Annotated in this window: 11 protein-coding genes; 1 reads left to right on the top strand and 10 read right to left on the bottom strand. The window is 46.7% G+C overall.

Features of this window, described 5'->3' with window-relative positions; genetic code table 11:
• Positions 1–49: 49 nt before the first annotated feature.
• From pyc to BBA02S_RS10670, 7 genes are all read right to left on the bottom strand, one after another.
• On the bottom strand, positions 50–3,508 hold the full coding sequence (gene pyc / locus BBA02S_RS10705; protein WP_162301618.1) for a pyruvate carboxylase: 3,459 nt from the start codon (positions 3,506–3,508) through the stop codon (positions 50–52).
• 379 nt (positions 3,509–3,887) lie between these two features.
• Entirely contained in the window at positions 3,888–4,604 is a 717-nt protein-coding gene (locus BBA02S_RS10700) for a LutC/YkgG family protein (protein WP_041114267.1), read from the bottom strand.
• Positions 4,604–6,031, bottom strand: a complete 1,428-nt coding sequence (locus tag BBA02S_RS10695; RefSeq protein ID WP_041098451.1) for a LutB/LldF family L-lactate oxidation iron-sulfur protein — start codon at positions 6,029–6,031, stop codon at positions 4,604–4,606. Before BBA02S_RS10695 ends, BBA02S_RS10700 begins: the two co-directional genes overlap by 1 nt.
• Before the next feature lie 17 nt (positions 6,032–6,048).
• Entirely contained in the window at positions 6,049–6,765 is a 717-nt protein-coding gene (locus BBA02S_RS10690; RefSeq protein ID WP_041098449.1) for a (Fe-S)-binding protein, read from the bottom strand.
• A 168-nt stretch (positions 6,766–6,933) separates the two neighbouring features.
• A complete protein-coding gene (locus BBA02S_RS10685; RefSeq protein WP_041114243.1) occupies positions 6,934–8,718 on the bottom strand; it encodes an L-lactate permease in 1,785 nt (594 codons plus the stop codon).
• Positions 8,719–8,899: 181 nt separating this feature from the next.
• A complete protein-coding gene (locus tag BBA02S_RS10680) occupies positions 8,900–9,619 on the bottom strand; it encodes a FadR/GntR family transcriptional regulator (protein ID WP_041098445.1) in 720 nt (239 codons plus the stop codon).
• Positions 9,620–10,015: 396 nt separating this feature from the next.
• Positions 10,016–11,773: a phospho-sugar mutase gene (locus BBA02S_RS10670; RefSeq protein WP_041114245.1), complete on the bottom strand. Its 1,758-nt coding sequence runs from the start codon at positions 11,771–11,773 to the stop codon at positions 10,016–10,018.
• Between the two features lie 149 nt (positions 11,774–11,922).
• Here BBA02S_RS10670 and BBA02S_RS10665 point away from each other — a divergent pair, with 149 nt between their 5' ends.
• Positions 11,923–12,249: a helix-turn-helix domain-containing protein gene (locus tag BBA02S_RS10665; protein WP_041114246.1), complete on the top strand. Its 327-nt coding sequence runs from the start codon at positions 11,923–11,925 to the stop codon at positions 12,247–12,249.
• A gap of 209 nt (positions 12,250–12,458) precedes the next feature.
• On the opposite strand, the gene BBA02S_RS10660 is transcribed toward BBA02S_RS10665, so the two are convergent.
• Genes BBA02S_RS10660 through BBA02S_RS10650 form a run of 3 tightly spaced genes read right to left on the bottom strand, consistent with a single transcriptional unit; the run spans position 12,459 to position 16,032 of the window.
• The gene (locus BBA02S_RS10660; protein ID WP_052477372.1) at positions 12,459–13,436 is read right to left on the bottom strand and encodes a hypothetical protein; all 978 of its coding nucleotides are present in this window, start codon (positions 13,434–13,436) and stop codon (positions 12,459–12,461) included.
• A complete protein-coding gene (locus BBA02S_RS10655) occupies positions 13,436–14,812 on the bottom strand; it encodes a sugar phosphate nucleotidyltransferase (protein WP_041114247.1) in 1,377 nt (458 codons plus the stop codon). The genes BBA02S_RS10660 and BBA02S_RS10655 overlap by 1 nt, the downstream gene beginning before the upstream one ends.
• Positions 14,812–16,032 carry a glycosyltransferase family 4 protein gene (locus BBA02S_RS10650; protein WP_052477373.1) on the bottom strand — a complete coding sequence of 407 codons (1,221 nt, stop codon included), beginning with the start codon at positions 16,030–16,032 and terminating at the stop codon, positions 14,812–14,814. Before BBA02S_RS10650 ends, BBA02S_RS10655 begins: the two co-directional genes overlap by 1 nt.
• Between the last annotated feature and the right edge of the window lie 6 nt (positions 16,033–16,038).

Here is a 16,038-nt window from a genome sequence, read left to right as displayed (position 1 = left end):
GCCATCAGCTGTCCATTCGGCAGCTGATGGCTTGAGTAAACACCGCTCCTTATTTTTCTAATTCAATCAATAAATCGCCCGCTGAAATAGCTTCTCCATTGCTCACATAGATGTTCTTTACCGTGCCGGCAAACGGTGCCTGGACGGTAGTCTCCATTTTCATGGCTTCCGTAATCATTAAGTGATCGCCCTGGGCGACTTTTTCGCCTTTTTCTGCAAGTATCTTCAGAACCGTTCCCGGCATGCTTGCCGCAATATGGGTTTCATTTCTTGGATCTGCTTTGATTTTAGAAGCAATTGACGACTTTACGCTTTCATCTTTAATTATCACTTCACGCGGCTGTCCGTTCAGTTCAAAGTAAACCGTCCGTGTGCCATCCGTCTGTACTTCCCCGATAGACAACAGCTTCACAATTAATGTTTTTCCTGTTTCAATTTCAATTTCGATCTCCTCGCCCAATCTCATTCCATACAGGAACGTCGGGGTATCAAGCACTGAGATATCGCCGAATTGGTCAACTGTTTTGGCGTAATCAAGAAATACTTTCGGATACAGCGCATAAGCGATAACATCTTGAGCGGTCCAATCGGCTGCTGGGCGGCCGAGCTCCTCGGAAAGCTCTTCCCGGAGCGCCTGAAAATCGACGTCATCCAGCAATTCACCAGGACGGACAGTAATAGGCTGCCTGTCTTTGAGAATCACTTTCTGCAGCTCTTCCGGAAACCCTCCTGCCGGCTGTCCCAAATAGCCTTCAAATAACTCGATCACAGAATCAGGAAAGTCTAATTTTTCCCCTTTCGCCAATACTTCTTCTTCTGTTAAATCGTTTTGGACCATAAAGAGAGCCATATCGCCGACGACTTTAGAGGAGGGTGTGACCTTAACGATGTCGCCGAAGAGCAGATTAACCCGGCTGTACATCTCTTTGACTTCTTCCCAGCGTTCACCAAGTCCTACCGCTTTGGCCTGCTGCTGCAGGTTGCTGTACTGGCCGCCTGGCATTTCATGCTGATACACTTCCGGATGCGGCGCATTCATTCCGCTTTCAAAGTCCTGGTAATAGTGTCTGACACCTTCCCAATATTTTGATAGCTTATGGAAATCATCGACAGACACAGCTGGTTCATGCTCTGTTCCGGCGAGCGCATAGCACAGCGTATCGGCACTAGGCTGCGATGTCATGCCGGCCATCGAGCTGACGGCGACATCCACAATGTCCACGCCGGCTTCGATTGCTTTGGCATACGTGTAAATGCCGTTGCCGCTCGTATCATGCGTATGAAGATGAATCGGAAGATCCACCGTCTCTTTCAGTTCGGCAATGAAGCGGTAAGCAGCCTGGGGCTTTAGCAGACCGGCCATATCTTTGATACAAAGAATATGGGCGCCCTGATTCTGCAGCTCCTTCGCCATGTCTTTATAATAGTGCATATTGTATTTGGCACGGGACGGATCCTCGATATCCCCTGTATAGCAGATAGCCGCCTCCGCGATTTTTCCCGTTTGGCGGACAGCGTCAATCGCTGTTTCCATTCCTCTTATCCAGTTCAAGCTGTCAAATATGCGGAAAACATCAATGCCGGCTTCGGCAGACTGCTGCACAAATTCATAAATAACGTTGTCCGGATAGTTTTTGTATCCGACAGCATTAGATGCCCGCAGAAGCATTTGAAACAGCACATTCGGCATGTCCGCTCTTAATGCGGCTAATCGCTTCCAAGGATCTTCTTTCAGGAAACGATAAGACACATCAAACGTCGCTCCTCCCCACATCTCTACAGAGAAAAGCTCCGGCAGCAGCCTTGCCGTCTGCTTGGCTATGCGTGTTAAATCATAAGTCCGCACGCGGGTGGCAAGCAAGGATTGATGAGCATCACGGAAAGTCGTGTCCGTCAGCAAGACTTCTTTTCGCGACTTGACCCATTCAGCCACCCCTTCTGCCCCTCGTTCTTCTAAAATTTGTTTGGTTCCTGAAGAAACGGCTGCTGATGCCTGCGCTTCAGGGAGGAATGGGCGGTCAAAAAGCGGCTTTTTCTTTTTTTCGATTCCGGGAAAGCCATTAATCGTCACATTGCCGATATAATTCAGCATTTTCGTCCCACGGTCTTTTCGCTCCGGAAAAAGGAATAGCTCCGGTGTAGTGTCAATAAATGAGGTATCGTAATTTCCCGTAAGAAACTTTTCATGCTGCATGACATTTTCTAAAAACGGAATGTTCGTCTTGATTCCCCGAATCCGAAACTCCCTTAGATTCCGCAGCATTTTAGAAGCCGCCTGCTCAAACGTCATCGCATGTGTCGATACCTTTACGAGAAGAGAATCATAATGAGGGGTAATGACCGCTCCCTGGAAGCTGTTTCCCGCATCCAGACGGACGCCAAAACCGCCGCCTGAGCGGTAAGCCATAATCTTTCCTGTATCCGGCATAAAGTCATTTAACGGGTCCTCTGTTGTCACGCGCGATTGAATGGCATAGCCGTGAACGGAAATATCCGGCTGCTTAGGAATGCCTATCCTCTCGCTATGTAAAGAATGGCCTTCTGCAATTAAAATCTGCGACTGGACAATATCAATACCCGTAACCATCTCAGTAATGGTATGTTCCACTTGCACACGCGGGTTGACCTCAATAAAGTAAAACGCCTCTCCTGAAACGAGGAATTCAACTGTTCCCGCATTGATATAATCTACATTTCTCATTAATTGAACGGCTGCTTCACAAATCTTCTCTCTTAATCTCTCAGACACAGACACACTTGGCGCTACTTCTACTACTTTCTGATGACGGCGCTGCACGGAACAATCCCGTTCATACAAGTGAACAAGGTTGCCTTCCCTGTCTCCAAGAATCTGTACTTCAATATGCTTAGGATTTTGAACAAATTTTTCCACATATACTTCATCGCTTCCAAAGGCTGCTTTCGCCTCTGACTTCGCCCGTTCATAGGCCTCCCTTACTTCCCCCAGACTGTTCACGATCCGCATGCCGCGGCCGCCGCCGCCGAGAGCGGCCTTGATGATAATTGGAAAACCGTGCTGCTTTCCGAAAGCTGCCACCTCTTCCAGACTGGATACCGGTCCGTTTGTACCGGGAATGACAGGGATATTCGCCTTCATCGCTTGCTCCCTTGCCTTTACCTTATCGCCAAACATATCTAAATGCCGAGAATTCGGGCCAATAAAGAGAATGCCCTCTTCTTCACACCTTCTGGCAAAGTCAATGTTTTCTGATAAAAAACCATATCCTGGATGAATGGCATCTACTTCCGCCCGCTTGGCTACTCGAATAATATCTTCAATATCAAGATAAGCATCGATCGGCTTCTTTCCCTTTCCGATTAAATAGGCCTCATCTGCCTTGTAACGATGATAGGAGCCGGAATCTTCTTTCGAGTAAACCGCTACTGTCCGAATATGAAGCTCTGTACAAGCACGAAACACGCGAATGGCAATTTCCCCGCGGTTAGCCACCAATACTTTATGAATGGTGTGTTTATTATTTTTCACCTTGATTTCCCCCCATGTCAGCACGCTGATTCAATAGTTTAAATGATAGCTCTTTTGACTGTCATCCTTTGTTGCATAGCTCTCCGAAAATAGTCTATCTATACGCAATCTTCTGTTAAATCTGGACAAACTTTCGCTTTTCTTACTTCTCATGTAACTAAGGAGCCCATCCCGCCCTTTTCTTACTTGCAAAACACACCTATTCATCAGGTCATCAGATAATTGCTTAAAGGCTGGAGTTTGACCCAAAAGGCGATGAAAATACCTTTTAGGTCCGTTCCCTTTCTCTTCTCCAAAGCAGGCGGATGTTCGTTCCGGCGGACGCTTTCCGTGAGAGTCTCCGCCTGCTTTGATTTCAGAGACTGATTAGACCAGCTTTTTATTTGTCATCCACGAGAATATAGGCCGCCTTCACAGGTCCATGAACGCCCACAATTAAATTCATTTCAATGTCGGCACTGTTGCTTGGACCGGAAATAAAATTAACACAGGAAGGAACAAGCTCGCCTGCCTCTATTTTTAAATGCAGCTGCTTAGCTACCTGGGTCATCCTTGGCACAATGACGCTTTTAGGAATAATGGCAAAGTAAATAGCCGGAAGCAGACTAACAGCGCGGCCTTTTTCTTTGCCGTTGTATAAAACAACCGTCCCTGATTCAGCCAAGGCCGCATCACTGAAAGTAATGCCGATATCGGCAGTTGAGGAAAAGGAAAGATTTTCTTCCCTTTTCCCGCTGTCCCAGATATGCACAGCCACCTGTTCCTTAGTTAACTCGTCCGGAAGGCTGGACAGTCCGAATTCGTCCATGCGCGGGTCGTCCCACATAACTACAGATTGGCCGCCATACTGCTGCACTAAATCTTTCACGAGCCCGCCAAGCTCTGAAGCAGCCGTTTCGTACACATCCGTATGAATGAGGGAGCATTGCTTTTTTAATGCCTCTGCCAGCTCATCCTGTGAGGCTCCCTTCAGCACGTCCCACTGAGGGCGATACGTCCATTCCGGCTTTTTCACTTGGCGGCGCCGCTCTCTCCCGAAGCTTTTTGCCAGATCATTTAAAAAAGAATCACGATTATGCATTTGGCCCGCTGCCATCATTCTTCTCCCCCTTTCTGTCTCTTTTTATACAGATCTCTAAACCGGTTTTTCTTAGGCGCCGGAAAATCGCGAATATCTGTCCAATTCTTTAATGGTCCAGGACCTTTAGAAATTTTATCGTCGGCAGAAAAGAAGCCAAGTGCTGTCGGTGCAAGCTTCGATCCGATATTATACATAGCGGGCGAGGCTGTGCCTAAACTGAAAGCCTTCATCGAGAGGTTTTCAAACACAGGAGCCTTCCCTTCTTTTTCAACAATCTCCTGGCGATGGCGAAGCAAATGTTCATGCAAAGGTATTTTTACAGGACATGCTTCGGTGCAAGCTGCACATAAAGTCGAAGCGTACGGCAGTTCCTTATATTCGTCATATCCGCCAAGAAGCGGCGTTAGCACGGCACCAACAGGTCCTGGATAAATCGATCCGTAGGAATGGCCGCCAACGTGGCGATAGACCGGGCAGACGTTGATACACGCGGCGCAGCGAATGCAGTGAAGAATGGATTGAAAAGCCGTGCCTAGTATGTTGGAGCGCCCATTATCGACGATCACAAGATGAAATTCTTCCGGTCCGTCTGCCTCCCCTTCTTGTCTTGGCCCAGTTAATGCGGTAATGTAACTGGTCAGCTTTTGTCCTACCGCTGCCCGGGTAAGCAAACTGACAAGAACCTCCATTTCTTCCCATGTCGGCACAATCCGCTCCATTCCCATCACTGTAATTTGCGTTTTCGGAATCGTCGTTACCATTCGGGCGTTTCCTTCGTTCGTTACAAGCGAAATCGTTCCGGACTCGGCGATAGCAAAATTACAGCCGGTAATCCCGATATCGGCCTGCAAAAATTCCTCTCTCAGCTTTTCCCTGGCAAATAAAGCCAATTCCTCCGGTTTTTCAGTTTTGTCGTACCCCAGCTTTTCCTTGAAAACATCGCGAATTTGCTCTTTATTTTTATGAAGGGCCGGCGTCACAATGTGCGATGGAGGATCATGGTCATCGACTTGCAAAATCCATTCTCCCAGGTCGCTTTCGATCACTTCGCATCCCGCCCGCTCAAGCGCCTCATTCATATTGATTTCTTCTGTCACCATAGACTTTGATTTCACGACTTTTTTGCCGTTTTTCTCTTTTACTACTTTAGTAATATATTCATTGGCTTCCTCTGCCGTTTTGGCGAAAAAAACATGGCCGCCGCGCTTGATGACATTCTCGCTTAAAAGCTCAAGGTAGTAGTCCAGGTTCTCAATTGTATGAGAACGGATTTCTTCACCAAGCTTGCGCCATTCCTCCCAATTCCCCAACTCTTCAGCGGCATTTAACCGGCCGCTTCGGAAACGGCCCTGGGCCGAAGCAACAGCTCCGCGCATAAAAGCGTCATTAATTCCATCCGATACGCGCTCCTTAAACGGCTTGTCACCGATCTTCATAGCCATCTACTGTTCCTCCCTTCCTATCTGCTGTTTAATACCGAAGCAATATGCATGACTTTGATCGGCTTCCCTTTCCGGTCAATCCGGCCGCCTATATTCATCAAACAGCCGCAATCCGCTCCAATTAAAATGTCCGCTCCTGCCTCTTCTACACTTTGAACCTTTTCATCTACCATTTGTTCAGAGATCGGAGTCATTTTCACGGAAAACGTTCCGCCAAACCCGCAGCAATTATAATTATGTGGAAGCGGCTTCATTTCCAGCCCCTCTACATGGCTTAATAATTTCAGCGGCGCTTCCTTTACACCCAACAATCTCGTCATATGGCATGACGTATGGTAAGTCGCTGTGCCCTTCAGCTTTGCCCCGACATCTTCTATTCCCAGAACCTCTACAATAAACTGGGTCAGCTCATATGTTTTGTTGGCGAGCGCTTGAGCGCGCGCCTCCCACTCAGTCTCATCTTTTAAAATGTGCGGATATTCTTTCAACATCGTTGCGCATGAACCTGAAGGCGTGACCACATAATCCGCCTGCTCAAACACGCGAATCATATGTTTCATTGAATCCTTTGCTTTATCTACATATCCGCTATTATATGCCGGCTGTCCGCAGCACGTTTGCTTTTCCGGAAACTCGACCTCGCACCCCAGTCTTTCAAGCAATTCTACTGTGTCCATTCCTACATCTGTTTGGAAAATATCTATTAAACAGGTTACAAACAGCGATACTTTCATAAGCTTCACCTTCTCTTCCCCGAAAAGAATCAGAATAGACCAACCATTTGGACTCTTTCGGACATTATTAGTTCTAGTGTAAATCTTTCCTTTCTTCTAGTCAACAGGTCATCAGATGACTTTAAAGAAATAAAGCAAGCTCCTGTACAGGAGCCCGCTGATGTCGGGTCAAACTATTTTCTTTAACTGTTTTGTATCTAATTTATTTTGCATTTGCCCCTTGGCGATAACAGCTATAAGGAAGCATGCTATAGCAGCCAGTATCACTGTGCCGATATTCAACCCCAGCCCATAAATGGCGACATATCCGATGCTTCCGGCAAAAACAACGTAGAAGGTCATCGGGATCAGCGTCTTTCTGATCAAATTTCCTTCTTTGCCAATCAGCCCTGCAGACGAAGAAGCAGCGACTACATTATGCACGCAAATCATATTTCCAGCCGCGCCGCCGACCGCCTGTAAAGCCACAATGGTCGCCGGGTTTGCAAGAATATTATCTGCTACGCCAAATTGGAAAAGAGAAAACATCATGTTGCTGACGGTATTGCTTCCTGCTGCAAAGGCGCCAATAGCTCCGATCGTGGGTGCCACCAATGGCCAGGAGCTGCCAAATATATTGGAAATTCCCTCGGCCATGGCAAGGGGCATGCCGGCATAATCTGCCGCATTCACACCTGAATTGATAAACACTTGCACCATAGGAACAGCAAACACTAAAGCTGCCATTGCGCTGACAACTGTTTTGAAAGAATTTTTCACTGCGCGTCCATACTCTTTCATATTCATCTTAAAAATAAAGATGGATAACAGCGAAACAAGGATGAAAATCACTCCCGGAATATTGAGCGGTTTGGATTCAACAGTGATCAACGTGCCGAAGACATTTTCAAACCGGATCACCTGCGACTGAATCCAGCCGGCAAACGGCAAATAGGCAACACGAGTGACAATCAGCAAAACAGCGACTAACAAGTAAGGAAGCCAAGCCGCCATAAAAGAAATGTTTTTCTTCGGCTCCTCAGAATGATCCACCTGAAGTGAGCCGGTCCACGCCGGGTCCCACTTCGATGCTTCTGCAAAATCCCATGTTTTCTCAGGAATAAACCATCCTTTTTTCGCAGCGGGAACAACAATGGCCAAGCCGATTAAACCGCCGAGCAAAGACGGAAATTCCGGTCCAAGCAGGTTAGCCACCAGAGCGTACGGTACTGTAAAAGCCAAGCCGGCAAAGATGGCAAATTTCCAAATGGCCAAGCCTTCTACAATCGATTTGTTTTTGCCGAAGAAATAGGTCAGCATGGTCACCATAAACAATGGGATAAAGATGCCGATGATTCCATGGATGAGAGCAACTTGTCCCCCAATTCCATTAATATACGCTTCGATAGTCGTTCCTTGTTCGGCTACATAGCTTTGAACAAGGGGCGAATCCTTCAGTCCTGTATTCACACCTACCAAAATCGGCGTTCCTACGGCTCCATAAGAAACTGGCGTGGACTGCAAAATGAGAGCGACCATAACCGCTCCCATAGCCGGAAAGCCCAGCGCAACGAGCAGCGGTCCGACGATGGTAGCGGGAGCTCCCCAACCGGCTGCCCCCTCAAGAAACGACCCGAATAACCAGCATACAATAATCGTCTGCACACGGCGGTCTGGAGAAATACTAGTAAACCCTTTGCGGATCGTAAAAATGGCTCCGCTTTCTTTCAGTGTATTCAATAAAAGGAGAGCGCCAAAAACGATGACTCCCACTTCAAGGGCTGTGACAATGCCTTTGAAACTGGCAGCCGCCACCTGATTTCCAGGTACCTTCCATATAAACATAGCGACTAGAATGGTAACCGCGAGTGATACAGGCATGGCTCGTTTGGCTGGCCATCTCAATATGACTAAAAATAAAAATACAGAAACGATAGGCAAGGTAGCTATTAAAGCCAATAGACGGATACTCAATTTCTTTTCCCCCTCTGTAACAAAAATTCCTCTTATCTCATTAACTCTGATTAGCAGGTCATCAGATGACCTTATTACACTAATCAGTATAATTAAAACGCTTTCATAAAACAATATTTATTTTCTAAATATTTAATAAAAATGGCCTAATCGTTCAAAAACGATTAGACCTCCCCTCTGTTTATGCTTCTATCTCATGAAAATATTTCATTAATACTTCTTCTACGCTCTGAAGATGATCCAGCATCAAACGCCGCGCTTCCGCTTCATCCCTATTCGCTATAGCTTCGTAAATGCTGGAGTGCTCCTGAGTCAGACGCTCGAGCGTGGATTTCTTAGAATAAAGCCACAGCCGGCGCGTTTCTCTCATTGTAGTGACCATCATTTCGGACACATTGTTCATCAAACTGATTAGCAAGTCGTTTTGAGACGCTTTAGCGATCGCCATATGAAAGAGAAAATCTGCCTCTTCGCCCAGTTCCTCGTCATTGGCGCCTTTCATCTGGTCTAACGCTTCCTTGATTTCGTCCAGCTGATCGTCCGTCCATCTTGAAGCTGCAGCTTCAACGGCCCCCATTTCCAATATGCGGCGGACTTCCAGAAGGTTTTTTACATCCTCTTTTTTCATTAAGAGCGCTGTATGCACGGGCAAAGACAGCATCTTAGAATCGAAGGCGCGGACGTATGTCCCCTCCCCCTGATGCATTTCGATTAGCCCCATAGCTCTTAATGCACTTAACGCTTCCCGAACTGCTGAACGGCCCACTTGAAAGCTCTCGGCAATCTGCTGAACGGAGTCCAGCTTATCCCCAGGCTTTAACTGGCCGGATTTAATCATGCTCAAAATGGCCTCAGCTACTTCTTCATATATTTTGCGCGGCCTAATTCGTTTGTAATCCACTCACAGTCACCTCAATCTATATATGTACGATGCCACGAAATTGTTGTTAAGCTAACCATAACATACAATACATGAACGTTTGTCAAACTGTTCCAATCTCCATCTTAATTATAGAGCCTATCTGGGGACCGTCAATCCTTTTATCTAAATGGCGAACCTCCTTTCCAGGCTGCCCGATCCCGTACAGACACTGGCCCGCAATCGCTGCCTCACACGCTAAAGAAATACCATTTATTTCAATCCCTATACACAAATCTGCGAGCCAAATAAAAACCACGCGTGCGAACGCGTGGTCCAAACTGCAGACAAACTCAATGAAAATAGGAGTTTGTCTGCAGCCTTTTTTAGTTTGCTCGTGGATAATGGAACGGACATTCACCCACTATATAAGCCGCTTTAGGCATGTTCTATTTGCTTTAGCGCTGACAGTATGTTCCTTTCACCGACCATTTCCAGGACTTTTTTTTCTAAACGAGCCAGTTTTTTTTGGCTGGTGCTCCACGTTGCTTCCTTTACTGCAAAATAAAATTTCACTTTCGGCTCTGTACCGGAAGGACGGATGCATACCCATGAGCCGTCCGCTAATTTGAATTTCAGCACATTCGCTTTTGGCAAATGGATAGGCGTTCTATCTCCTGTAGATAAATAGAGCCGCTGCCCTGACGCATAGTCTTCCATTTCTGTTACCTGCACCTCGTTAAGCCATTTAGGCGGAGCAGAGCGGAGCGTATTGAACAGCGCCAGCATGCTTTCTTCCCCGTCCCGACCCTTTATGGATAAGGAATAGGTGGATTCTTGATAAAATCCGTATGTCTCAAAAAGGACGAGCAATTGATCATATAAGGATTGTCCCTGCTTCTTATAATAAGCAGCCATTTCCGCTGCCAGCAAGGCTGATTGTATGGCATCTTTATCACGAACAAACGCATCGGCTAAATACCCGTAGCTCTCTTCATATCCAAATAAGAATGTTTGCTTGCCCGCTTGCTCTAGCTGCTTAATCCTCTCCCCAATGAACTTAAAGCCCGTCAGCGTATCGATCGTCGTGACGCCATAATGATCAGCTATCGCCCGGCCCAGCTCAGACGTCACAATCGTTTTAATGAGAACGCCATTACTGGACAACGTGCCTTGCTGCTTCTTTTTTTCAAGCAAGTAATGCAACATTAAGGCGCCTGTCTGATTGCCGGTGAGCACCACGTACTCATTTTGATGATTGCGAACGGCTAATCCAAGCCGATCCGCATCCGGGTCCGTTGCTATTAACAAATCTGCGCCTGCTTTTCCTCCATAACGGATGGCCAGCTTAAACGCCTCATGCTCTTCAGGGTTAGGCGACTGGACAGTGGAAAAGTCCGGATCAGCGGCTTCCTGCTCTTTGACGACAGTTACCTTTTCAAACCCAAAGGCTGTTAATCCTCTCTGAATCAGCTTATTTCCTGTACCATGCAAGGGAGTGAAAACAATCGCCAAGTCTTTATTGTTCTGCTGCTGAAGCTGAATCGTCTTTAACACATGAATGTAAGCTTGATTGATTTCTTCTCCTATATAAATGAGCCGTCCCTGCTTCAACAGCTGCTGCGCCTCCTCCGTTTCAATCAGCAATTCATTGCCGCTTCTCTGAATATATTCCGTGAGAATACCAGCTGCTAGCGGAGGAAGCTGGCCGCCGTCTTCTCCGTATAGTTTCAACCCATTATATTCGGGAGGATTGTGGCTGGCAGTGATCATCACCCCAGCATACGCATGCAAATGCCTTACAGCAAAGGACAGCACAGGGGTTGGGCACAGCTCATCAAAGAGATAAACTTGAATGCCGCACTTCCCCAGCGTTTTTGCCGCCTCCAAGGCAAACTGTGAAGACAGGTGACGAGAATCGAAAGCAATCACTACCCCGCGTTTCATTGCTTTTCTTCCCTGATCCTCCATATATCGAGCCAGCCCTTGCGCCGCTCTTCGAACCGTATAAATATTTATGCGATTGGTGCCTGGCCCCATCTCTCCGCGCATGCCGCCCGTTCCAAATTGAAGATCTTTGTAAAAATGATCCTCCAGCAGCTGTTCGTCTTTTTCAATGGCCCGCAGCTGTTCCTTTAAGGTGTCCTCCAACTCCTCAAAGGCTAACCACCTATCAGCCTTGTTTCTCCAGCGCATACTCTTCCTCCTTAACGAATAATGATTCACTGACTGATCTTGCTTGCGATTTCTTGATCCGGCTTCCTTTGGCGCCAACGCTTTGTATTTTTGCAGCCTCCATGTTAAAATAAAAACGTTAAATTGAGTCTGTTCTAAGGGTGGTCATGATGTCGATAGGAGAGCGCATTCGTGAAATGAGAATAAAGAAGGGATTATCGTTGACTGAGCTGGCTAATCGCGCAGGAGTAGCCAAATCATATATTTCTTCAGTTGAACGGCAGCTGCAATTAAATCCCTCCATTCAATTTCTTAATAAAATATCTGCTGTATTAGGCGTCAGTGTTCAACAATTAATTGGCGAAGAAAATGCCCAGACGGAAAAGCTGGACACCGAATGGCTTGAGCTCGCCAAAGAAGCCATGGAATCCGGCGTTACCCCAGAACAATTTAAAGAATTTCTTGAATTTCATAAATGGCAGAAGTCCAGGGAATAACTTGGCATTCGGCTGCCGCTTTGGACGTATGCCTGTTCCAGCTTCATGTTTGTATCAGCCATAAACAGGAGGGCTTCCATAATTTAATGTCTCTGAATGGACTGATCCCCGCCTATCCTCCTCTTTTCTTCTTGATAAATTTACATTTATACCTCAGCAAAAGCTGCTTTGTATGAGCCAGGTTCCTTATTTTTGCGGGACTGGTCCTCTTAGTATTCATTGCGTGTTCCCTTATCGTGAATATATTGGGAGTCGATGTTGATCTCTGCTTTATTTTTCTCTGTTTGTGATGTAAAAACGATCAGCGGCTGCTGATGCTGAACTCTTTGCTGGTCCCATGCCATGCCTTCAAACCGGTTATATGAGCCATCTGCCTCCAGCAGCCGCTTCGTATTCTCCGTCAGCTGTATTTGCAGCCCTGTAAAGAAATTCCCCGAACATTCATTAGGAATGCTGATAGAACCGATTAAACGAATACCGAGCACACAGTCCTCCAGAGCAACATTGTCAAAACGGTTGGCGTTGACCCAGCTGTAAGTCCCTCCGCCGGGATCTTCCGCCTTTAATTGAATGCCTGTTTCAAAGCCGATAACCGTGATATTAGTAAAGTTGACAAAGCTGATATTGTGCCACGGCCCTTTTGCATAAAGAGAGAGACCGATCCCTTTGTGGCTTCCGCTCTTATTTATAATGGTCATATTCTCCAGACGGGTTTTATTTGCTGCGTCGAAGCGGTCGGTTCCCTCTAAAGCGATCACCTCGGATTGAAACGAAGGGTCCGTAATTTGAATCGTTCCGTTTATAACGGCCGCATCTTTTTCTACCTTCATCACCTGGGCATTCCCTCTAACGGCTAAAACAGCCTGTTGCCCAAATTCAAGTTTGACTCCTTCTTTTACTGTAAAACCAGATTGAACCCTGTATGTTTTGCTCGCCTGCAGCGTTACTTTTTCTTTCTTATGCGCAGCGCAAAAGTCAATCGCCCGTTGTATGGCCTTGGCATCATCTCTGTCTGCTCCTTGAGTATCATCTAAAAAATCCTCTACCGCTACCTCGCCTGTTTGTGACAGCTCGGCCGGCCGCTCGGAAAAACCTTTTGTTTGAAAGGCCATATATGAAATAAAAGCGCCGATGAACAAAGCGAGAAGCAGTCCGCTTATATAGCACTTTGGCTTCCTGCTTTGCATTAGCTCACAACTTTATTGCAGGCTTGAACCACATCATTCCAATTTGTGTAGATGCGGTGAATATCTTCTTCTACAAGTTTTGTGCCGGACTGCACTTCGATTATTTCTAACTCAGATACGGCTTTAATTCCGTGTTCTGCCCCTGTCGGAATATGAAGAATATCTCCTGCTTTGACGGAGTATATACAGCCGTTCAAAGCAAACTCGCCTTCTCCCTTAATAATTGTCCAAGCTTCGCTGCGGCATCCATGTGTTTGGTAGCTCAAATTTTTTGTGGCTTTTATGCCAATCCGTTTCGTCAGCACTTCCGTTCCATCTCCCAATTTTGTATAATCGAGCACTCGATACCAGCCCCAGCGCCGCTCTTCATACATCGGCCGCCGCTCGATCCCTTCCATCATCGTTTTTATTCGCGGGCTTGCTTTTTTGTCTGCGACAAGAATACCGTCCGGACTTGCTGCTATAATCAAATCGTTCGCTCCGATCACAGTCACTGGAATGCCCAATTCATTCACGAGGTGAGTATTGCTGGAATCGCTGCTGACGAGACCGTCTCCAATTTGTGCTGCTCCCATTTCTTCTGTCAATGTGTTCCACGTGCCGAGGTCTTTCCAGCTTCCGCTGTATGGAATCGCCACGATCTTTTCCGCTTTTTCTACCACTTCATAATCAAAAGAATGGCTTGGCAGGCGGGAATAGTGCTTCTGCAGTTCCTCATAATGAATGGGCAGTCCTCTGCTTTCAAGCAAGGACAGGATGTACTCCAGCTTAAAGGCAAACACACCTGCATTCCATAGAGCGCCTTCCTTTATTAAACAAGCAGCCTCCGATTCGGATGGCTTTTCTTTAAAGCGGCCGGCCGTTAGATAATCCTGTTGGCTGTTTTCAGCAGCTGGAACGATGTACCCGTATTTAGACGACGGGATGGTCGGCTCTATGCCGATCAACGCTAATTCCGCCTGTGAAGCAATCAATGCGCCTTCCAGGTCTCTGACTCTTTGGAAAAAACGGTCTTCCACAAAGGGATCGACTGGAAGGATGCCGATCACCTCCTGCAAGCCGACTCCTTTGATGCAGTATAAATAAACCGCCGCAAGAGCAATCGCTGCAAAAGTATCTCTTCTCTCAGGCTCGATAATCAGGGGCGCAGGCCAGCCAATTTGGCTTTGAATCATGTCTACTTGAGCTGTGCTTGCAGCGATGGTTGTTGACTGCTGCAAGCCAGCACGGTCAAGCTGCTTCCATACCCGCTGAAGCATAGACTCCATCTCCCCATGCTCATTAGCTAGCACTTTTAAGAACTGTTTGGATCTGGCATCATTGGATAAGGGCCAGAGACGTTTTCCCGATCCGCCGGATAATAAGATAAGCTCCATTATTTGCAGGCCTCCACTTCTTTATTTTTCAACTGATAAACGCTATCTGCGTAGGCAGCTATTAGCTGATTGGCTACTTTTTCTTCTGAAAAGCGCGCCGCCACAAACTGTCTCGCCCCTCCGCCCAAAGCTTCTCTTAAATGCTGATCTGCTAACAGCTTTTCAGTTTGTGCGATAAACTCCTGGTCCTGTTCACAGATCATCGCTTCTTCTTGATCGGCAAAGCCGATGCCCAGATTGGTTATGCGGCTCATCACAATCGGGCAGCCGAGCGCCGCAGCTTCCAGTATTTTATTTTGCTGGCCAGCTCCAAACCGCAGCGGGCAAACATAAACCGCAGCTCTCCATTGCCACTCTCTAATGTCTTCTACAAATCCAGTCACCGTCACGCCGCTTATGTTGCTAAGCCTCTTTACAGCTGATGACGGATTCGTCCCAACGATCCAGCATTCTAAATCCGGCAACTTCTTTTTTAGAGGCTGGTAAATATCTTTCACCAGCCTTACAGCGGCATCCACATTAGGTGCATAGCTCATAGTGCCAGTGAACACCAGCGCTGTCTTTTTGCTTTTTATCAGCCGATTCAAATGGAAATAAGACAAATCAATATAATTTGGCACGACATCCGCTTGGCTGGCTCTTCCGAAATGAAGAAACTCTTTATCAGCAGGGGATGTAATAATCGCCTTGGCCTCTTGGTTTTTCAAAAAAGTCTCATACTTTTTCATTCTGACGAGCTCTCCCTTAACGGCAAGCTTTTCAATCGGGTTTTTCACCCGCTTGTATCGCCTTTCCAGGTGAAGGCTGATCGCATCAATATAATCAATGACGACCATTGAACGCGGCGGTTGAACCGTTGTAAAGTTATGAACCAGCTTTGACTGAATATGGATCACATCGTAATCAGTGCAGCTGAGAAGCTGCTGCAGCAAGGATGTTAAAGCCGGAAAAGAATGCAAAGATACACTTAACGGGTAGCCCTTTAAGAAAAAACTTTTCAGGAGCGGCAAATAGCCAACGTTTCCTTTCAACCGATATTGCTCTTCCATGTCTCCCTTTGCAGACGAAAGCGAATAGCAATAAGCTTCATTCTTTTCTTGGAACAAACAGTGAACACGGTGTCCCCTTTTCAACAAGCTGACCATTTGCTGAAAAGCTCTCACTTGATCCCCTTTTCCTGGAATTTTCGGTCTTCTGTGAGTGATGAATAGAATATCCATGCAAAT

Origin of the sequence: Bacillus badius NBRC 15713 (genome assembly GCF_001591605.1) — a bacterium.
GTDB lineage: Bacteria > Bacillota > Bacilli > Bacillales > Domibacillaceae > Pseudobacillus > Pseudobacillus badius.
Note: the sequence above shows the minus strand (reverse complement) of the source record. Positions and strands in the feature narration are given on the sequence as shown.